The sequence below is a fragment of the Brevundimonas sp. AJA228-03 genome, assembly GCF_017795885.1.
Lineage (GTDB): Bacteria > Pseudomonadota > Alphaproteobacteria > Caulobacterales > Caulobacteraceae > Brevundimonas.
Genome location: NZ_CP059297.1, coordinates 1,531,135 through 1,550,527 on the forward strand (window position 1 = coordinate 1,531,135; position 19,393 = coordinate 1,550,527).

Sequence of the window (19,393 nt, forward strand, 5' to 3'; positions counted from 1 at the left end):
TCAGCGCGCCGCGTGCGAAGACCAATGGATGTGCGTGATCCGCCATCCGTCGGCCTCGTGGCGTAAAACCATTGTCTCGACCGAGAGGCTGTCGATTGGGCGGCCGTTGAACGCGCCTGTCGTTCGGCTTTCGCTTGCGACCCAAGCGCTGTCGGCACCGGCGCGCGCGATGCGGCGGGACCTGACGCTGGGCACAGCGGCTGAGAAGGCGGCGTCGGCCGCCAAGTGGTGTTCGGCGTACTCGGCCTTCGACCGTTCCGCCCCACCGCCCTCGAAGATCAGGACGTCGTCGGCCAGGAGGGCCAGTGCAGCGTCTGTTTCTCCGTGTTCGAGCGCAGCGTGGAAGGCGTCGACGACACTCGTCGCCGCGGCCGCCTCGGCCTGCACATCATCGACGGAGGCTGCGGCGGCCTGGAGCGGTTCATGGGCGAGCGCCGGTCCGACCGATGTGAGCGACACAGAGAGGACGACGGCGAGGAGGCACTTGGCGGCCGACATGGTAATTTCCCGGAAGCGGTGAACTAGTTTCACACGCTAGATGTCATTTCCAACGTAGGCGAGCCCGGCGACTCCCCGTGCCGGCGCCGCCTCAGTGCTTTGCCGACGTAATCGCCATACGACCGAGGCGGTAAGCTCGACGACCAATCTCCGGATGAGGTAAAGTGTACGTCCAAGTGATGGTGCATGATCGCGGAGGGAATCAGGTCGGTTGCATTGCATCTGAGGGTTCTGAAAGTTCGATAGACCGCGAAAGATCGCGATTTCACGAAAATTTTATTGATCAAGAATTGTCGAATGTTTTCAAAATACTTTCTGTCTGTCGGTTTTCTAATCGGTTCCATGTTCGGTGAAACGAGAAAAAATCAAGACAATCAATATCCTGGGTCATTTTGTGTGATCGAGTGGGAATGATCTGACGACCGCAAGGACCATCGCAGGACGGGCCGACCCTGAAGCCATGGACCACCGGGTGATTGATCGGAATGAGGCAAATGTGATGATGGCTGGGTCCCGACCTCTTGCCGGTCTGCGCGTCGTCGAGTTCGACGCGATCGGGCCGGTTCCCCTGGCCTGCATGATCCTGGCCGACCTGGGCTGCGAGGTGATCCGCGTCGCGCGCCGGGCCGACGCGGCCAAGGTGTGGGATGACATCGGCGGCACCGTGCTTCATCGCAATCGCGGCCATGTCGAGGTGGATCTGAAGAACGCCGACGACCGGTCTGCCGTCGTGGAGCTGATCGGCCGGGCCGACGCGGTGATGGAGGGCTTTCGGCCCGGAGTCATGGAGCGGCTGGGTCTCGGGCCGGACGTCTGTCTGGACGCCAATCCGAAACTGGCCTTCGTCCGGGTGACCGGCTGGGGCCAGACCGGTCCGCTGGCCCCGACGGCCGGGCATGACATCAACTACATCGCCCTGACCGGCGCCCTTCATGCGATGGGCGAGGCGGATCGACCGCCGGTACCGCCGCTCAACCTTCTGGGCGACTACGGCGGCGGGGCCATGTTCGCGGTCGTGGGCCTGTTGTCGGCCGTCATGCAGGCCCGCGCGACCGGGCGGGGACAGACGGTCGATGTCGCCATGGTCGAGGGGACCGCGGTCCTGTCCGGGCTGTTCCACGCCATGATGGCCAGCGGCCTGTGGTCGGACCAGCGCGGCTCGAACCTGATCGACGGCAGTGCGCCCTTCTATCGCTGCTATGCCTGTGCCGACGGAGGATATGTCGCGGTAGGGGCTCTGGAGCCGCAGTTCTTCGGCCTGCTGCTGGACGGCCTGGGCATCGCGCGCGACCGCTTCTTTCAGCACGACCGCGCGGCCTGGCCAGAGATGACGGCAGCGTTCGAGGCCGCCTTTCTGACCCGCCCCCGCGACGCCTGGGCGGAGGTCTTCGCGGGCACCGACGCCTGCGTCTCGCCGGTGCTCGGCTTCGCCGAGGCGGCAGACCACCCGCAGACGCGCGAACGCGGCGTCTTTTCCACCGTGGAGGGGGTCCGCCACCCGATGCCGGCGCCCCGTTTTGCCGACAGTGTGGGCGATGTCGCGCCGCCATCGGGTGCCCGCGCCATGGCCGAGGCTCTTGCGGCCTGGACGGTCGCCCGACCCTGACCTCACGACCTGCAATCGATTGCATTTGATGGGAGGAATGCTAGCGTGCTCTTCCAGTCCCGATGTTGAACGACGCTTGCATGACCCTGACGGCCGAGACCCTTGCCGATCGATCCGCGACGACGCGCGCTGCGGACACGAGCGCACGGATCCTGCACGCCCGCTTTCGACGCCTGTATGGCGACCATCCGGACTGCGAGGTCATCCTGGCCCGGATCGAGGCCAGCCTGTCGCGCCATCGCGCGGGCCGCAGCGCCGACCTTCTGGCGCTCGATGCAGAGATCCAGGCGCTGCCCCGGGCACGGTCGGCGTCGGGACAGTCGGTCTACACCTTCTACGTCGACCGGTTCGCCACGGACCTGGCCGGGCTTGCCGGTCGCGCGGACTATCTGGAAGCCCTGGGGGTGAAGTGGCTGCATCCGCTGCCGCTGCTGCGTCCGAGGCCGGGCGACAGCGATGGCGGCTTTGCGGTCCAGGACTATCGCCAGATCGATCCGCGCCTTGGCGACATGGACGGGCTGGAGGCCCTGACGACGGCGATGCGCGGGCGGGGGATCGGGGTGATCCTGGACGTGGTCTGCAACCACACGGCCCGCGAGCATGCCTGGGCCCAGGCGGCGCGGGCGGGCGATCCCCGATACCGCGACTACTACATCACGGTCGAGGATCCGGACGACGTCGCACAGTGGGAGACGGATCTGATCGACGTCTTTCCCGACACGGCCCCGGGCAGTTTCACGCCGGATGCGGAGATGGGCGGCCATGTCTGGACGACCTTCTATCCGTTTCAGTGGGACCTGAACTACGCCAATCCGGCGGTCTTCGCCGAGATGCTGGACGTCCTGCTGTATCTGACCGGCAAGGGGGTTCAGGGCTTTCGTCTCGACAGCGCACCCTTCCTCTGGAAACGGCCGGGGACCAGCTGCCGCAACCAGCCCGAGGTCTACTGGATCGTCGAGGCCTGGCGGGCGGCCCTGTCCATCGTCGCGCCTTCCGTCGTGCTGATCGCCGAGGCCATCGAGGGGCTGGAGGACGTCCTGCCGTTCTTCGGGGGCGAGGCCCCCGGCTGCGACCTGGCCTACAGCAACGGCGTGATGACGGCGCTCTGGGGGGCTCTGGCCGATGGCGAGGCGGCGATCGCGGCGAAGCTCATCGCCGCGGCCGCGGCCCGGCCGGACGGGGCCAACTGGCTGAACTACGTCCGGTGTCACGACGACCTGATCTGGAACGCCCTGGCCGCCTATGCGCCGCCCGAGGACCTGGCGCGCTGGTCGCGTTTCTATGACGGACAGGGGGGCAGTTTCGCCAACGGACGCGCCTTCCAGACGGCGGCCGGCGGCGTGCCGTCGACCAACGGCATGGCGGCCTCGCTGGTCGGGCTGGAGGACGATCCAACCCCGGACGGGCTGGCGGCGAAGCGGCTGATCCTGCTGTATGCGATCATCCACGGGCTGGACGGCTGGCCCCTGATCTACATGGGTGACGAGATCGGCCTGATGAATGACGAAGCCTACGCCGACGATCCCCTTCGCGCCGTCGATGGCCGCTGGCTGCACCGACCGACGATGGACTGGGATCGGGCGCAGCTGAGGCGCGCGCCGGGTTCGGTCGGCCAGGGGCTGTTCGAGGCGATGCGACACCTCGGAGACGCCGCGCGTCGGCTGAACGACCTCGGCATCGCCGGCCGGGCCATCCCGGGCCCGGGCGGTGCGCCGGCGGTGCTGGCCTTCGCGCGGGAGGCGGGGTCCCGGCGGTTCCTGCTGCTGGCCAATATGAGCGACCGGAGCGTCCCGGTGACGGTGCCTCGGGGATATGCGGAGGCCCGGGATGTTCTGGGGATGGCGGATGACGACGACGGGACCCGGCTGGCCCCCTATGCCGTTCGCTGGCTGGTGACGCCGTGAGCGTGTTCGCGGGCATAGAACTGGGCGGGACCAAGGTCATGGTCGCCTTCGGCACCGGACCCCACGACCTGTCCGAGCCCGTGCGCATCCCGACCACGACGCCGGATGAAACCCTCGGCGAGGTCGAGCGCCTGATCGCGAGCGTGGCGGCATACGGCAGTCTGAAGGCCATCGGCGTGGCGACCTTCGGACCTGCGCGTCTGGACCGGGCCGCGCCGGACTGGGGCACGATCCTGCCGACGCCGAAGCCGGGGTGGAGTGGTGCCTCGATCGGTCCCCGCCTGCGAGAGGCCTTCGGTGTCCCGGTGGCGTTCGAAACCGATGTGGCGGGCGCGGCGATGGGCGAGGGGCGGTGGGGTGCCGCGAAGGGCCTGAGCGACCACGCCTATGTCACGGTCGGGACGGGCATCGGAGTGGGCCTGATCATCAATGGCGCCCCCCTGCATGGCGCGCTCCATCCCGAAGCCGGTCACATCAAGGTGCGCCGCGATCCCGCGCGCGATCCGTTCCCCGGCCTGTGCCCGTTCCACGGCGACTGTCTGGAGGGTCTGGTCAGCGGCCCGGCGCTGGCGGCCCGCACGGGTCGGCCGGGCGAGACACTGGCGGCCGACGACCCCGTCTGGGACCGGGTGGCCGACTATCTGACACAGGCCATGGCGACGCTGTGTTTCGTCGCCGCCCCCCGGCGGATCGTCATCGGCGGCGGCGTCGGCCGCCACCCGACCGTCCTGGCCGCCATGCGGTCGAGACTGGGCGGCGAACTGGGCGGATACCTGCCTCATCTGGCCTCGGCCGAGGCCATCGACGCCTTTCTGGTCCCGCCTGCGCTGGGTGACCGGTCCGGTGTCCTCGGGGCCATCGCCCTGGCGCAGGCGCTTTATCACCCATCCCAAACGACCGAGGCCCCGGATGTTCCGGCGAGCCGAGGCACCCCGGAGGAAGACCCCCATGACGGCCGCCAGCCCGACGGATAGACCCGGCAATATCGGGGTCATCAAGGCCCTGACCTATATGATGTTTATGATGTTCGCGATGACGACCGACTCGGTCGGCGTGATCATCCCGAGCGTGATCCAGGAGTTCGACCTGGGCATGACGGCGGCCGGGTCGTTTCACTATGCGACCATGAGCGGCATCGCCCTGGCGGGTCTGATGCTGGGGTTTCTGGCCGACAGTCTGGGGCGCAAGCGCGCGATCATCCTGGGCCTCGCCCTGTTCGCGGTGACGGCCTTCCTGTTCGCGGTAGGCCAGAGCTTCGGCTTCTTCGTGATGCTGCTGTTCCTGTCCGGCGCGGCCATCGGGGTGTTCAAGACCGCGGCCCTGGCCCTGATCGGCGATATCTCGACCTCCACCCGGTCCCACACGGCGACGATGAATACGGTGGAGGGTTTCTTCGGGGTCGGGGCCATCGTCGGCCCGGCGGTGGTGGCCGCTCTGCTGGCCTCCGGCGCGTCGTGGAAATGGCTGTATGTCATCGCGGGCGGTCTGGCCGTTGTGCTGATCGCGATGGCCACCGCGGTCCGCTATCCGAGGCCCGTGGTCGGCCAGCAGAAGCCCGCAGACCTGAAGGCCACCCTGGCCATGATGGGCAATCCCTATGCCCTGGCCTTCAGCCTCGGCACGATGCTGTACGTCGGTGTGGAGACGGCCATCTATGTCTGGATGCCGACGCTGCTGGCGGACTATCGCGGCCCGGCCATCCTGATCGCGACCTATGCCCTGTCGATCTTCTTCGTGCTGCGGGCGGCCGGGCGGTTCCTGGGCGCGTGGCTGCTGGGTCGGTTCGCCTGGACCACGGTGCTGGTCGCGTCCAGCCTGGCCATCCTGATCTGTTTCGCCGGTGCCCTGGCGGGCGGGCAAGGGGCGGCGGTCTGGCTGCTGCCCCTGTCGGGCCTGTTCATGTCGGTGATCTATCCGACGCTGAATTCCAAGGGGATCAGCTGCTTCCCGAAGGTGCAGCATGGGGCGGTGGCCGGGGTGATCCTGTTCTTCACCTGCGTCAGCGCGGTGCTGTCGCCCCTGGCCATGGGTGCCGTCAGCGACACCTTCGGCGGGGCGCAGTACGGGTTCGTGCTGGCGACCGGCTTTGCGCTGGTCCTGTTCGTGGCCCTGCTGCTGAACCGGCTGTTCGATCCGTCCGCAGCGCGCCTGGCCGCCAACGACGACCGTGACTATGAGGCCGCCTCCGCCGGGTAGGGATCAGGCGGCCGGGGCCGAATCCCGCACGATCAGCTCCGGCTGCAGCACGACCGAGGCCGCCGGCTCGCCGCCCAGCCGACGCATCAGAAGGTCGACCATGGCCTCGGCCCCCGCGTGCAGGTCCTGGCGTACCGTGGTCAGGGCGGGCGAGGCGTGGATGGCGATCTCCAGGTCGTCATAGCCGACCACCGCAACATCGTCGGGCACGGACACGCCCCGTTCCGTCAGGGCGCGGATCGCGCTCATGGCGATGATGTCGGTCGCGGCGACGACGCCGTCGATGGTCGCCCCGGCGTCCAGGAACTCGCCGATCGTCTCATAGGCGGTCTGGGGGGTCAGATGGACGGGCAGGACATGGGCGGGAGGCGAGATGCCCATGGCGTGGTGCGCCGCCAGGAAACCCGCATAGCGTTCGCCCAGCTCGGGGAAGTCGGGATTGCCGAAAAAGGCCAGCCGCCGCCGTCCGGCATCCAGCAGGTGCCGCGTCGCCATCTCTCCGCCCACGCGGTTGTCCGTCCCGACCGTGCACTGGACCCGCCCCGGGAAGGACGCGCCCCAGACGACCAGCGGCGGGTAGCGCGCGGCGATGACATCGATCGTCTCGATCTGGTCGGACTGGCCGATGACCAGGACTCCGTCGACGCGCCCCGAATCGGTCATCCGGGCCAGCCAGTCGTCGTCTGACGGGATCACCCGCGACAGCAGCAGGTCATAGCCGTGCCGCGTCAGGGCATCGGCGAGATGTCCCAGCAGGGTGATGAAGAAGGGGTCCGACACCGGCTGCCCGATCTCGTGGCCCAGCGGCAGGATGACCGCGATGGCCTGGGTCCGGCCGGTCCGCAGATTGCGTCCGACCACATTGGGCCGATAGCCGTGTTCGCGGGCCAGGGCGGCGATCCGGTCGCGGGTCTCCTGACGGATCAGCGGACTGCCGGCCAGGGCGCGCGACACCGTCGAGGTCGACAGGCCCGCGATCCTGGCCAGATCCGCCAGACTTCCGATCTTGGCCGTCTTGTCGTTCATCGTTCCGCTTTGCGGTGTCGCGCGGCCGGGGTCAAACCGCATCGACAAAGAAAAACGCGCGATCCGGACGGGGCCGGATCGCGCGACAGTTTGACCGCAGGGCTGAGGCTGCGTTCAGGAGGTCTAGAAGCGGTAACGCAGGCTGACGCTGGCGGTCCGTCCGTTCAGGGTGCGGGCGCGCAGGATGTTGGTCGTGTTCGGCACGATCGAGCCTTCCTCGCTCTCGGTGACCGCGAACTCGTCGAACACGTTGTTGACGTTCAGCGTCAGGGCCAGGTCGTCCGTCAGGTCATAGCTGGCGAACGGATTGACGATGACATAGCCCGGCAGGACCAGCTTGTTGTCGAACTGGGCGTAGGAATCGGTGGTGCCGACGACATTGGCCCCGACGCGGAAGGCCCCCCAGGTGTAGCTGCCGGTGCCCTGGAACACCCAGTCGGCCTGACGGCGCGGCGTGTTGCCCACATTGGCGGGGTTCAGGCGGTCGGCCGTGATCTCGGCCTTGGTGTAGGTCACCCCGCCCGAGAAATCGAACCCGCCCGCACGATAGAAGGCCTCGACCTCGATGCCCTTGGCCTCATATTCGGCGTCGGTGAAGGTCTGGCTGGTGGCCTCGAAGTTGGTCTCTTCCGTCTTGGCCAGGAAGGCGGTGGCGAACAACTGGACCGCGCCGTTGCGATAACGGACCCCGGCCTCGTACTGATCGACCATGTCCACCGCGGCGTCGCTGCTGCGGATGTCGCCCGACGCCAGGATCGCGGGCCCGAACAGCAGGCGGTCGGCATTGGCCCGGCCCCCGCGGCTGGCCCGGCCGAACACGGCGGTGTCGGCGTTCAGCTGGTAGTTGGCCCCGATCGAATAGGACACGTAGTTCCAGTCATAGTCGACCGGCTTGGTGTTGGCATAATCGATCTGGGTGACCTGGGTTTCGGGCCGCTGGATGACGCCGTCGCCCGAGATGTCGCGGGTCGTCACGATGCCGTCGGCGAAGCTGCCGGTCGCCTTGCCGTTGTCGAACCGGATGGAGCCGTCGACGATCAGGTCGCCGCGTTCCCAGCTCAGGGCCGCATAGGGGGCGTCGATCGTATAGTCGGTGTCGTACGAGCGGCGGCAGCAGTTGCCGAAGAAGGTCGCGCCATAGCCGACGAGACCGTTCTGGGTCTGCTTGACCCCACCCGAGTTGAACACGTCGACCAGGGCGGCATTGTCGCCCTTCACTTCCAGCAGGAAGGAGTTCCACAGCCAGTCCATGTCGATGCTCTGGCTGGAGCGATAGTAGCCGAAGGTCGTCTTCAGGGTGCCGCCGCCCGCCTGGAACTCGCGCTCCAGCTTCAGGTCATTGGCCATGTTGCCGAAATCGTTGATCTCGGTGTCGAACAGGACGATCTGTGCCAGCAGGCCGTTGCCGTTGGCGTTGGCCGAAACCAGCTGTCCGGCGCTGGCCCCGTTGGCATAGCGTGCGGTCGATCCCGCCCCGCCAATGCCGGCGGCGATGCTCGAGACCGAGCCCGTGCCTGCGGTGAAGGGCGAGACGAACCGGCCCGAGGCAGAGGCGATGCGGAAGCGGTCCGTCAGGGTCCAGCCCGAACCGACGTCGAAGCTGGCTTCAACGCCCGCCGACAGGACTTCGGGGTGCATGCCGTCCTTGATGTCGGAGACGCGCGGACCGTTGTCGCCGTTCAGGCCGGGGCTGACCTGGAACAGGGCCGAATGCAGCGTCTGGGACGAGGCGTCATAGCCGGACAGGGGACCCCAGTTCGGGTCGCTGTTGGTGCCCGTCACCCGGATCGGGGAGGGCAGATAGCCGATCGCCCGGTCGTTCAGATATTTGGCGCTGACCCGCAGATAGCCGTTGGTGAACTCCTTCGTCAGCGAGGCGCGGATCTGGCCGCCGCTCTCGCCCGTATAGCCGGCGTCGCGCGCTCCCTCGCCGGAGCGATAGAAGCCGCCGATCGAGCCGTACAGGTCGTCGGTGATGTGTCCGCCGTACTGGAAGTCGCCGCGCGTGGTGTCGAAGTCGATGCCGCGCGTCAGGGCCAGCGAGCCGCCCTCCTGGCTGCCCGTCGCCGTGATCAGGTTGATGACGCCGCCCGGCGAGTTGGAGGCGAAGGTCGAGGCCGAGCCGCCCCGGACCGCCTGGACGCGGGCGACGGTAGCATCATAGCGGGTGAAGATGTCGGCATTGCCGAAGGCGATGTCGCCGAACTCGAGGATCGGCAGGCCGTCTTCCTGGATCTGGAGGAATTTCGCACCGCCCGTCGAGATCGGCAGGCCGCGCACGGCGATGTTGGCATTGCCTTCACCGCCGGAGGATTCCGAGCGGATGCCCGGGATGCTGCGGAAGATTTCGGCCGTCGAGCGCGGGGCCAGGTCCTCGACCGCCTCGGCGTTCAGGGTCGTGACCGAGACGCTGGAACGCAGCGTGGTGCTGGAACCGGCGACGGCCGTGACGACGATCTCGTCAAGGTTCGTCACTTCCTGATCGGTCTGCTGCGGCGTCGTGCTCTGTGCGAAGGCGCTGGTGCTCAGCGCGGCCAGCAAGGCGGCGGCGCAGACGGTTCCCGTGCGTTTCATCGTGTCTTCCCCATGTGCCCGGACCTCTCGATCGGGTCCGCAGTGTTATGGCTAAGTCAAAATGCAATCGATTGCAACAATCGTTTGCAGCGCCGGTCCGCGGCCTGGTCCGGATGACCGGATCGCGCACGCCTCGTCCTACGAGACGATCCCCATGTCGCTGACCATGCCGAGTTTCGCAACTGGACCATGACACCGGTGTCGAGCTAATCCTCGGGCCGACGGGACGACATCGTCGTCGCCCCGAACCGGATCTCGCCCATGCCCCAGCCCCTTCACCTGCATCCCGACCGGCTGTTTCCGGCCGATGCGGACACACGCGCCGTCGCGCGTCGCCTGCATGCCGAAATCGCCGATCTTCCGATCGTCAGCCCCCATGGCCATACTGACCCCGCCTGGTTCGCCACCAATGCACCCTGGGCCGATCCGGCGGAGCTGCTGATCACCCCCGACCACTATGTCTTTCGCATGCTGTTCAGCCAGGGCGTGCCGCTGGAGGATCTGGGCGTGCCGCGCGCGGACGGCGGTCCGGTGGAGACGGACCCCCGCGCCATCTGGCGGCGATTCGCCGAACGGTATCACCTGTTCCGGGGCACGCCGTCGCGGATGTGGCATGACTGGGTCTACACCCAGGCCTTCGGACTCGACGTCCGCCTGTCGGCCGAGACCGCGGATCACTATTACGATGTCATCGACGCGGCGCTGAAGACCGACGCCTTCCGGCCCCGCGCCCTGTTCGAGCGCTACAACATCGAACTGATCGCCACGACCGAGAGCCCGCTCGATCCGCTGAGCCATCATGCCGCGATCCAGGCCTCCGGCTGGAAGGGCAGGGTGGTCACCGCCTTTCGACCGGACCCGGTGCTGGATCCGGACTTCGAAGGGTTCCACGCCAATCTGGACGAACTGGGCCGGATCACCGGCGAGGACACCCGGACGTGGGACGGCTACCTCGCCGCGCTGCGCAACCGCCGCGCCTTTTTCGCCGCCCATGGCGCGACCTCGACCGACCACGGCCACCCGACGGCCTTTACAGCCGACCTGTCCGATGCCGACATCCGCGCCCTGTTCGCCCAGGTCGTGGCCGGTCCGGTGACGCCCTGCGAGGCCGAGCTGTTCCGCGGGCATATGCTGACCGAAATGGCGGCGATGAGCCTGGACGACGGGCTGGTCATGCAGCTCCACCCCGGCAGCTTCCGCAACCACAACGCCGCCGTCTTCGCCCGCTTCGGCCGCGACAAGGGGGCCGACATCCCGACGCAGACCGACTATGTCCGCGCGCTGAAACCGCTGCTGGACCGGTTCGGCTCCGAGCCCGGCCTGACCATCATCGTCTTCACCCTGGACGAAACGGCCTATAGCCGCGAACTGGCCCCCCTGGCCGGTCACTATCCGGCCCTGCGGCTGGGCCCGCCCTGGTGGTTCCACGACAGCCCCGAGGGCATGAGGCGGTTCCGCGAACAGGCCACCGAGACGGCCGGCTTCTACAACACCGTCGGCTTCAACGACGACACCCGCGCCTTCCTGTCGATCCCGGCGCGCCACGACGTGGCCCGGCGCATGGACTGCGGCCATCTGGCCCGACTGGTGGTCGAGCACCGGCTGGAGGAGGACGAGGCGCACGAGGTCGCCCATGCCCTGACCTATGGCCTGGTCAAGGCGGCATACAGGCTGTGACGCGGCTGTCCGAAGCGACGCTCGCCGGTCTGCCGGGCGCGATCGAACGCCCGGGCTACGACCGGGCCAGGGTCAGGATCGGTGTGGTCCATCTGGGGATCGGAGCCTTTCACCGGGCGCATCAGGCGGTGGTGTTCGACGACGCGCTGAGGTCCGGAGATTTGCGCTGGGGCGTGCTGGGCGTCTCGCTGCGTTCGGCAGGCGTGCGCGACCAGTTGCAGCCGCAGGACGGCCTCTACAGCGTCGTCGTCCGCGATGGCGAGACCGAGCACGTCCGTGTCGTGGGCGCGATCCAGAGCGTGCTCGTGGCACCCGAGGGACCCGCCGCTGTGGTCGAGGCCATGGCCTCGCCCGAGGTCCACATTGTCACCCTGACTGTCACCGAGAAGGGCTACCGGCTGGACCCGGCGACCGGGGCGCTGATCGAGTCCGATCCGGACGTCGCCGCCGATCTCGCGGACCTCGGTGCGCCTCGCACCGCTCCGGGCTTCCTCGTTGCGGCCCTGGCCCAGCGCAGGCGGCGGGGCCTGCCGCCCCTCACGGTCGTGTCGTGCGACAACCTCCCGCACAACGGCGCGCGGGTGCGGGCCGCGGTTCTGGGCATGGCAGGGCGGATCGATGCCGGTCTGGCGGCCTGGATCGCGGAAGAGGGGGCCTTTCCCGCCACCATGGTCGACAGGATCGTTCCTGCGACCACGTCGGACGACGTGGCGACCCTGACGGCGCGGCTCGGCCTGGAGGATCGGGGTATGGTCAAGACCGAGCCCTTTACCCAGTGGGTGATCGAAGACCGGTTCTGTGGACCTCGCCCGGACTTCGCCAGCCTGGGCGTGCAGCTGACGGACGCCGTCGCGCCCTGGGAAGATGCCAAGCTGCGGCTTCTGAACGGTGCCCATTCCGCCATGGCCTATCTGGGCGGTCTGGCCGGCCATGACTTCGTGCATCAGGTCGTGGCCGTCCCGGCCTTCGCGGCCTTCGTCGGGCGTCTCTGGGACGAGGCCCAGACCACTCTGAGCCCGCCGCCGGGACTGGACATCGCCGCCTATCGCGCTGACCTGATGACCCGATTCCTCAACCCGGCCCTTCAACACCGCACCCGCCAGATCGCCATGGACGGGTCACAGAAGCTGCCGCAGCGCCTGCTGGCCACGATCGCGGACCGACTGGCCGCCGGGCAGGGGATCGAGGCCCTGGCCCTGGGGGTCGCGGGCTGGATTCGCTGGCAGGCGGGCGTGACCGAAGCGGGCGAGACCTATGGGATCGACGATCCCATGGCCGATGTCCTGGCCGATGCGCTTCGAGGCACGGCGGACCCCGATGCGCGGGTTCGGGCCGTGGCGGGTCTGGCCAGCCTCGTGCGAGCGCCGCTTGGCACCGACGAACGTTTCATCGCCGCCGTCGGGGCGGGCTTGTCCGGGATCGAAACCCGGGGCGTGGTCGCTGCCCTGGGCTGAGCGCAGGAAAAAGGCCGCGTCTCTCACGAAACGCGGCCTCTATCGGGTCGATGGCGGGTCGCCTATTCGATGTCTTCGTTCAGCAGGCCGACCTTGTAGAAGCCCTGTTCCTGCAGCGCGTTCATGACTTCCATGAACTGGTTGTATTTCACTTCCGGCTCGGCGCGCACGAAGATCCGCTCTTCCTTGCAGCCCGGATTGCCGCCGCCCAGGGCCGCGCACACGTCCGGGACCAGGGTCTCGAGGACCGTCTGCTGGTCGGCGATGAAGATCGAGCCGCTTTCCTGGATGGAGATGTAGACCGGTTCCTTTTGCTCGACGCTGGGGTCCGGCGGCGTCGCCGGCGGCAGGTCGAGGCGGATCGACACGGTGGCCAGAGGCGCGGCCACCATGAAGATGATCAGCAGCACCAGCATGATATCGACGAACGGCGTGACGTTGATGTCCGCGTTCTGCTGGATGGTCTTGCCACCCTGCGAGCCTGAGAGCTTGGCAGCCATAGGAAGTCTTCTCCATGCAGGCTCAGGGCAAGGGCCACGAGCGGCGCGATACGGTTCGAACGGTTTCTGGCGTCTGGCGCCCGCCTTGTAAAGCGGTCTCGGGCGTCCGTCGGTGCCGTCGGCGTCGTTTTCGCCGATCAGGCGAAGATCAGCCCTTGGCCAGCTTCAGGAAGCGCTCGATCAGGGCCGGATCCGACTTGAACCGGCCGGTGAACCGCGTGGTGATGGTCGAGACGTGGCGGTGGTGCACGCCGCGCGTCGTCATGCACTGGTGCTCGGCGTCGATCAGCACGGCGACCCCGGCCGGCGACAGGTGATCCTCCAGCGCGCCGGCGATCTCCTGCGTCAGGGTTTCCTGGGTCTGCAGGCGTTTGGAGAAGATCTCCACCACACGCGCGATCTTGGAGATGCCCACGACCTTCTCGGTCGGCAGATAGGCGACATAGGCCTTGCCGAGGAACGGGGCCATGTGGTGCTCGCAATGGCTTTCGACCTCGATGTCGCGCAGCAGCACCATGTCGTCATAGCCCTGCACATCCTCGAACGTGCGGCTCAGTTCCCTGGCGGGATCGGCGGTATAGCCCTCGAACCACTCGCCGTAGGCGTCCACGACGCGCTTGGGCGTGTCCAGCAGGCCCTCGCGGTCGGGATTGTCGCCCGACCATGCGATCAGGGTGCGGACGGCCGCCAGGGCCTCCTCGCGCGTCGGACGGGTCAGATGATCGTTGCCGACGAGGGTCGGCCTGGAGGCGTGTGCGTCCATAAGATGATTTCAGCGACCAGTAGCGCCGGGACGAAGGTCCCGGATTGACGCGCGTCGCTCTCCCTGTTCATGGCCGCAGCTATTCGCCGGACCGACACGGCTATATGGGACGCAGGCTCCATCCCGCAAGAAAACGAACTGCAACGCTTCAAAATGACGCTTTTCCTTCACGACACCCTGCAACGCCAGAAACGGGCCTTCGTGCCCCGCGATCCCGGGCGCGTGACCCTCTATGTCTGCGGGCCGACGGTCTATGACTTCGCCCACATCGGCAATGCGCGGCCGCCGGTGGTATTTGACGTGCTGGTGCGGCTGCTGCGGCGCGAATACGGGGCCGACAGCGTCGTCTATGCCCGCAACGTCACCGACGTAGACGACAAGATCAACGCCCGGGCCTTCAGGGAAGGGGTGCCGATCGGCGAGGTCACGGCCCGCTACGAGGCCGCCTATCTGGCCGACATGACGGCGCTGAACGTCACGCCGCCCGACATCGCCCCCCACGTCACCGACCATATGGACGCCATCGTCCGGCAGATCGGCCAGATCGTCGACCAGGGCTGCGCCTATGCGGCCGAGGGGCATGTGCTGTTCGACGTGTCCAGCTATCCGGCCTATGGCGCGCTGTCGGGCCGGAACCTGGACGACATGATCGCGGGTGCCAGGGTCGAGGTCGCCCCCTACAAGAAGAACCCGCACGACTTCGTCCTGTGGAAGCCCTCGAAAGCGGACGAGCCGTCCTGGCCGTCACCGTGGGGCGAGGGGCGGCCCGGCTGGCATATCGAATGCTCGGCCATGATCGAACAGGTTCTGGGCCTGCCGATCGACATCCACGGCGGCGGGATCGATCTGGTGTTCCCCCACCATGAGAACGAGATCGCGCAAGGGGTCTGCGCCCACGGCCATGCCCATGGCGATCGCGCCCATGCGGAATACAGCCGCTACTGGATGCACAACGGCTTCCTGACCGTCGATGCGGAAAAGATGTCCAAGTCGGTCGGCAACGTCCTGCTGCTGCACGACCTGGTGCAGACCATGCCGGGCGAGGTCGTGCGCTGGGCCCTGCTGAGCGCCCACTATCGTCAGCCGCTGGACTGGAACCAGTCGCTGCTGGACCAGTCGCGAAAGAATCTGGACCGCCTGTACGGCGCGCTAAGGCGGGCCGCCGATGTCGCACCGCTCGGCGACATGCCGTCGCCAGAGTTCCTGACCGCCATCTCCGACGACCTGAACACGCCCGGAGCCATGGCCACCCTGTTCGCCCTGTCCAGCGAGATCGAGCGCGCGATGACGGCGGGCGATCACCATGCGGTGGGCATCGCCAAGGCCGAGCTGCTGGCCTCGGGCCGCATCCTGGGTGTGCTTCTGTCCACGCCGGACCAGTGGTTCGAGGGCGGGGCCGACGATGCCCTGAAGGCCGAGGTCGAGGCGTTGCTGACGGAGCGGGTCACCGCGCGGGCCGAAAAGAACTGGGCCGAGGCGGATCGCATCCGCGACCGGCTGACGGCGCTGAATGTCGTGGTGATGGACGGCCCGACCGGGGCGACCTGGCGGCTGAAGGAGTAGGGCCCTTCTTCCGCCCCCTGCGGGGGAGGGCCGGCGGTGCGGACGCAGGTCCGTGAGGCCTGCCTTGCCGCCCCCACCCGGTCTCCGCTTCGCTCCGACCACCCTCCCCCGCAGGGGAGGGAGAAAGGCCTTACATTCCCCGCATCAGCTCGTCGGCGATCGCGGCCGTCAGATAGCCGTCGGCGATCCGCCCGTTGGCGATCTGCCATTGTCTGAGCGCCCGTCGCGTGCCCGAGCCGATGACGCCGTCGATGCCGCCGGGGTCGTAGCCCAGGCGTGCCAGGGCCGTCTGGGCTCCGAAGCGCTGCTCGCGCGAGATGGGCTCGTCGTTCGGCCATGTGCCGACCAGGCCTGGCTTGCCCGCGACGCCGTCGGCGGTCAGTCCGATGGCCAGGGCATAGCTGGCCGAGTTGTTGTAGCGCCGGATGACGTAATGGTTGGGCAGGGCCAGGAAGGCCGAACCGCGCGCGCCCTGCGGCAGCAGGATCGTGCCCGTCTCGGCTGCCTCCTCGGCGGTCGGCGCGCCGCCGTGGGCCAGGGTCACGCCGCGCCGGGCCCAGTCGCTCCAGGGACGGCCGTCCGCCTCGGCCAGCGAATAGTCGAAGCCGGACGGCAGCACGACCTCATAGCCCCAGGCCTGGCCGCGCTTCCAGCCGGCCTGGGCCAGCAGGTTGGCGGCCGACGCCAGCGCATCGGCCTCCGTGCCCCAGATGTCGACGCGACCGTCGCCGTTCTGGTCGACGCCCAGCCGCAGATAGTTGTCCGGCATGAACTGGGTCTGGCCCATGGCCCCGGCCCAGCTGCCCAGCAGGCCCGCGCGCTCGCGCCTGCCGTCGATGACGATGTCCAGCGCGTCTTTCAGCTGACCCTCGGCCCAGTCGCGGCGGCGTCCCTCGAAGGCCAGGGTGGCGAGCGAGCGGATCACGTCGCTGTTGCCCTGGACCTGGCCGAAGCTGGATTCATTGCCCCAGATGGCGACCAGGATCTCGGCCGGAACCCCGTATTGCCGGGTCACGCCCCACGGCACGGCATCGATGCGACGGCGTGCCTCGGCGATTCGCGCGGCCGAGGCGGCGTTCGAGATATAGGCGCCGGCCGGGCGGCTGAACTCCGGCTGGTTGCTGTCCAGGCGGATGACCTCGGGGTCGGGCGTCAGGTTGGCCAGCTGCTGTTCGTACTGGGCGCGTCGCGCACCGCCCTTCCTGTTCAGGAAGCCCTGTTTCCAGCCCTCGAACCCCGGCTGATCCACGCTGCTGGTTTGCGCCGGGGCGGGCGGTGGCGTCGTGGCCGACCCGGCTCCGCGTGGCGGCTGGCTCGCGGGGACCGGCGCGAGTGGCGCGACGGGTGGAGCCGCCGGCAGCATGGGCGCGCAGGCGGAGACGCAGGCGATCAGGGCAAGGCGATAGTCGAAGCGCATGAAATCTTGAGTCTCCACGACCGGTCCGGCCTGCCAATGGTCCATACAAATAGCGCGCCACTATGGCCAACCGTTGCGGCCAGAGGGTGAACGCGTCGTCAACCATGTTCGCGAGGACACTTTCAAACCCTGCCGTTCATGATGCCCGGGCTCTCGGACACGGCCTGGTGGCGGAGGGGCGACGCAACGGGCGTGCAAACCCGTAGACCCTCCGTTCAACTCGGAGGCCAGGCCTCCATCCCCTTTTCAAGAACGCTACCGCTCGGCTCGCGGAGCCTCGCTGCTTGAGCGCAATACAGGCGCTACCGCTCGCGACGCGGTCGCTCGCTGCTTGAGCGCGGTTTGCGCGCTACCGTTTTCGGGACTGCGGCGCTATCACGACCGCGTGAACGCCGCCGCCGCCATTCCCCGCCGTTTCGAGGCCCTCGATTCCCTGCGCGGCATCTGCGCCGTGCTTGTGGTGATGTTCCACATGCCGGTCGCCAGCCACTGGCGCGACTGGGGCCTGGTCCAGCACGGCTATCTGTTCGTCGACTATTTCTTCGTCCTGTCCGGCTTCGTCATCGCCCACGCCTATGCCGGTCGGCTGAAGACGCCCCGCGACGCCGGACGGTTCATGGTGCGTCGGCTGGGTCGGGTCTGGCCGCTGCACGTCCTGATGCTGGCCGCCTTCATCGGGCTGGAGCTGGCCCGGCTGTGGTTCCATATCGACGGCGCGCCGCCGTTCGTGCGCGACCGGTCGGTGGAAGCGATCTTCGCCAACCTGCTGCTGGTCCAGGCCTGGCACGTCCTGCCGTTCCTGACCTGGAACGGCCCGGCCTGGACGCTCAGCGCCGAAGTCGCCTGCTATCTGATCTTCGCAGGGCTCGTGCTGGTCGCGCCCCGGCGGTTCCGGTGGATCGGGGCGATCCTGGCCCTGATCGGGGCCGTCATGGTCCTCGCCTGGGCCCGGCGCTGGATGAACACCACTTATGACTTCGCCGTGCCGCGAGCGGTCTATGGCTTCTTCCTCGGCTGTCTGCTCCAGGGCGTCTGGACCCGCATTCCGCGTCTGAACGGGCACGCGGCGACGGCGCTGGAACTGGCGGCTGTCATGGCGATCTGCCTCTTCATCGGATGGGCCACCGGCCCGATCACCGTCGCCGTGACGCTGATCTTCCTCGTCCTCGTCTGGGTCTTCGCGGGCGAGGAGGGGGCCCTGTCCAGAGTTCTGGACCACCCCGCCCTGGTCACCCTGGGCCGCTGGTCGTTCGCCATCTACATGGTGCACATGTTCGTGCTGACGGTGCTGATGATCGTCGCGCGCAGGATCGATTGGGTGCCCGGCGGGCGGCGTATCGACTTCGGCTCCGTCTGGGTCAATGATCTGTTCGCCGTGGCCCTGTTCGGCCTGATCCTGTTGCTGGCCCTGGTCGCGCACCGCCTGGTCGAGACCCCCGCCCAGCGCCTGATCGACCGCTGGACGGCGCGGCCCAAGGTGGAGCCCTGACGAGGAGGCGTCTGATGGCGGAGGCAAAGCCCAGACCGACGGCCGTGTCGGTCGAGGATTTCATCGCGGCGGTCGAGGACCCCCGGCGGCGCGAGGACGCGGCGGCGGTCGTGGCCCTGCTGGCCCGGGCGACCGGGCTGGCCCCGACCATGTGGGGGTCGTCGATCATCGGCTTCGGCCGCTATCACTATCGCTACGACAGCGGCCACGAAGGCGACGCGCCCCTGGTCGGGTTCGCGCCGCGCAAGGCCAATCTCGTCTTCTACATGGCCGCCGGCGAGGCCGCCCGCGCCGATGTCCTGAGCCGGCTGGGCAAGCACAAGACCGGCAAGGGCTGCGTCTATGTCAACCGGCTGTCCGACATCGACCCGGATGTTCTGGTCGAGATGGCGCGGGGAAGCATCGAGACGCTTCAGGCCCGCTATCCGGCCTGAAATCAGGCGGCCAGGCGCAGCTCGGCGTCCTGCCAGCCGCGCGCCTCGTCCCACAGGGCGTCCTCGTCCGAATAGCGGGCCGAGGCGCGGGCATCGATGACGTCGATCACCTGTTCCTCCAGTCGGTCCCAGATGATGGCCAGATCCGCGCAGCCCTCGGCCTCGCACGGCACGATCAGATAGCGGGTGGCGTTGACGGCGGCTTGAGGGGCGAATGCGTGAACCATGGGACGATCTCCGTTGAGCGATGTCTTGTCGTTGATCGAGGTCTAGGACGGTGATACGTCAAAAT

16 protein-coding genes are annotated in these 19,393 nt (G+C 67.9%); 9 read left to right on the forward strand and 7 right to left on the reverse strand.

The window, feature by feature from the left end; genetic code table 11:
• A complete protein-coding gene (locus HZ989_RS07625) occupies positions 1–498 on the reverse strand; it encodes a nuclear transport factor 2 family protein (RefSeq protein ID WP_209320272.1) in 498 nt (165 codons plus the stop codon).
• 499 nt (positions 499–997) lie between these two features.
• On the opposite strand from HZ989_RS07625, the gene HZ989_RS07630 reads away from it, so the two are divergent.
• The 4 genes from HZ989_RS07630 to HZ989_RS07645 all read left to right on the forward strand — a co-directional run bounded on the left by HZ989_RS07630 (position 998) and on the right by HZ989_RS07645 (position 6,204).
• On the forward strand, positions 998–2,104 hold the full coding sequence (locus HZ989_RS07630) for a CaiB/BaiF CoA-transferase family protein (RefSeq protein WP_245162316.1): 1,107 nt from the start codon (positions 998–1,000) through the stop codon (positions 2,102–2,104).
• An 80-nt stretch (positions 2,105–2,184) separates the two neighbouring features.
• Positions 2,185–4,008, forward strand: a complete 1,824-nt coding sequence (locus tag HZ989_RS07635) for an alpha-amylase family glycosyl hydrolase (RefSeq protein ID WP_209320273.1) — start codon at positions 2,185–2,187, stop codon at positions 4,006–4,008.
• Positions 4,005–4,982, forward strand: coding sequence for an ROK family protein (locus HZ989_RS07640; RefSeq protein WP_209320274.1), 978 nt, complete (start codon positions 4,005–4,007; stop codon positions 4,980–4,982). Before HZ989_RS07635 ends, HZ989_RS07640 begins: the two co-directional genes overlap by 4 nt.
• Entirely contained in the window at positions 4,957–6,204 is a 1,248-nt protein-coding gene (locus HZ989_RS07645; protein ID WP_209320275.1) for an MFS transporter, read from the forward strand. Before HZ989_RS07640 ends, HZ989_RS07645 begins: the two co-directional genes overlap by 26 nt.
• A gap of 3 nt (positions 6,205–6,207) precedes the next feature.
• On the opposite strand, the gene HZ989_RS07650 is transcribed toward HZ989_RS07645, so the two are convergent.
• Complete coding sequence (locus tag HZ989_RS07650; RefSeq protein WP_209320276.1) at positions 6,208–7,230, reverse strand: LacI family DNA-binding transcriptional regulator; 1,023 nt, start codon at positions 7,228–7,230, stop codon at positions 6,208–6,210.
• A 123-nt stretch (positions 7,231–7,353) separates the two neighbouring features.
• Entirely contained in the window at positions 7,354–9,804 is a 2,451-nt protein-coding gene (locus tag HZ989_RS07655; protein ID WP_209320277.1) for a TonB-dependent siderophore receptor, read from the reverse strand.
• A gap of 261 nt (positions 9,805–10,065) precedes the next feature.
• Between HZ989_RS07655 and uxaC the strand changes: the two genes are divergently transcribed.
• Positions 10,066–11,481: a glucuronate isomerase gene (gene uxaC / locus HZ989_RS07660; RefSeq protein WP_209320278.1), complete on the forward strand. Its 1,416-nt coding sequence runs from the start codon at positions 10,066–10,068 to the stop codon at positions 11,479–11,481.
• Positions 11,478–12,935: a mannitol dehydrogenase family protein gene (locus HZ989_RS07665; RefSeq protein WP_209320279.1), complete on the forward strand. Its 1,458-nt coding sequence runs from the start codon at positions 11,478–11,480 to the stop codon at positions 12,933–12,935. The genes uxaC and HZ989_RS07665 overlap by 4 nt, the downstream gene beginning before the upstream one ends.
• A 62-nt stretch (positions 12,936–12,997) precedes the next feature.
• Here HZ989_RS07665 and HZ989_RS07670 read toward each other — a convergent pair whose 3' ends face one another.
• Both HZ989_RS07670 and folE read right to left on the reverse strand, forming a co-directional pair.
• Positions 12,998–13,435 carry a biopolymer transporter ExbD gene (locus HZ989_RS07670; protein WP_209320280.1) on the reverse strand — a complete coding sequence of 146 codons (438 nt, stop codon included), beginning with the start codon at positions 13,433–13,435 and terminating at the stop codon, positions 12,998–13,000.
• Positions 13,436–13,583: 148 nt separating this feature from the next.
• Positions 13,584–14,198, reverse strand: a complete 615-nt coding sequence (folE, locus tag HZ989_RS07675) for a GTP cyclohydrolase I FolE (protein ID WP_209320281.1) — start codon at positions 14,196–14,198, stop codon at positions 13,584–13,586.
• Positions 14,199–14,351: 153 nt separating this feature from the next.
• On the opposite strand from folE, the gene cysS reads away from it, so the two are divergent.
• A complete protein-coding gene (cysS, locus tag HZ989_RS07680; protein WP_209320282.1) occupies positions 14,352–15,761 on the forward strand; it encodes a cysteine--tRNA ligase in 1,410 nt (469 codons plus the stop codon).
• 130 nt (positions 15,762–15,891) lie between these two features.
• Here cysS and HZ989_RS07685 read toward each other — a convergent pair whose 3' ends face one another.
• On the reverse strand, positions 15,892–17,178 hold the full coding sequence (locus HZ989_RS07685) for a lytic murein transglycosylase (RefSeq protein WP_209323070.1): 1,287 nt from the start codon (positions 17,176–17,178) through the stop codon (positions 15,892–15,894).
• Positions 17,179–17,563: 385 nt separating this feature from the next.
• On the opposite strand from HZ989_RS07685, the gene HZ989_RS07690 reads away from it, so the two are divergent.
• Positions 17,564–18,667, forward strand: a complete 1,104-nt coding sequence (locus HZ989_RS07690; RefSeq protein WP_209320283.1) for an acyltransferase — start codon at positions 17,564–17,566, stop codon at positions 18,665–18,667.
• 14 nt (positions 18,668–18,681) lie between these two features.
• The gene (locus HZ989_RS07695; protein ID WP_209320284.1) at positions 18,682–19,101 is read left to right on the forward strand and encodes a DUF1801 domain-containing protein; all 420 of its coding nucleotides are present in this window, start codon (positions 18,682–18,684) and stop codon (positions 19,099–19,101) included.
• 2 nt (positions 19,102–19,103) lie between these two features.
• Here the strand turns inward: HZ989_RS07695 and HZ989_RS07700 are convergent, their stop codons facing one another.
• The gene (locus tag HZ989_RS07700; RefSeq protein WP_209320285.1) at positions 19,104–19,328 is read right to left on the reverse strand and encodes a hypothetical protein; all 225 of its coding nucleotides are present in this window, start codon (positions 19,326–19,328) and stop codon (positions 19,104–19,106) included.
• Between the last annotated feature and the right edge of the window lie 65 nt (positions 19,329–19,393).

Bases quoted from the DNA above. Each gene is read 5' to 3' on its own strand.
- HZ989_RS07625 (WP_209320272.1), bottom strand. From the start codon at position 498: ATGTCGGCCGCCAAGTGCCTCCTCGCCGTCGTCCTCTCTGTGTCGCTC.
- HZ989_RS07630 (WP_245162316.1), top strand. From the start codon at position 998: ATGATGGCTGGGTCCCGACCTCTTGCCGGTCTGCGCGTCGTCGAGTTC.
- HZ989_RS07635 (WP_209320273.1), top strand. From the start codon at position 2,185: ATGACCCTGACGGCCGAGACCCTTGCCGATCGATCCGCGACGACGCGC.
- HZ989_RS07645 (WP_209320275.1), top strand. From the start codon at position 4,957: ATGACGGCCGCCAGCCCGACGGATAGACCCGGCAATATCGGGGTCATC.
- HZ989_RS07650 (WP_209320276.1), bottom strand. From the start codon at position 7,230: ATGAACGACAAGACGGCCAAGATCGGAAGTCTGGCGGATCTGGCCAGG.
- HZ989_RS07655 (WP_209320277.1), bottom strand. From the start codon at position 9,804: ATGAAACGCACGGGAACCGTCTGCGCCGCCGCCTTGCTGGCCGCGCTG.
- uxaC (WP_209320278.1), top strand. From the start codon at position 10,066: ATGCCCCAGCCCCTTCACCTGCATCCCGACCGGCTGTTTCCGGCCGAT.
- HZ989_RS07670 (WP_209320280.1), bottom strand. From the start codon at position 13,435: ATGGCTGCCAAGCTCTCAGGCTCGCAGGGTGGCAAGACCATCCAGCAG.
- folE (WP_209320281.1), bottom strand. From the start codon at position 14,198: ATGGACGCACACGCCTCCAGGCCGACCCTCGTCGGCAACGATCATCTG.
- cysS (WP_209320282.1), top strand. From the start codon at position 14,352: ATGACGCTTTTCCTTCACGACACCCTGCAACGCCAGAAACGGGCCTTC.
- HZ989_RS07685 (WP_209323070.1), bottom strand. From the start codon at position 17,178: ATGCGCTTCGACTATCGCCTTGCCCTGATCGCCTGCGTCTCCGCCTGC.
- HZ989_RS07695 (WP_209320284.1), top strand. From the start codon at position 18,682: ATGGCGGAGGCAAAGCCCAGACCGACGGCCGTGTCGGTCGAGGATTTC.
- HZ989_RS07700 (WP_209320285.1), bottom strand. From the start codon at position 19,328: ATGGTTCACGCATTCGCCCCTCAAGCCGCCGTCAACGCCACCCGCTAT.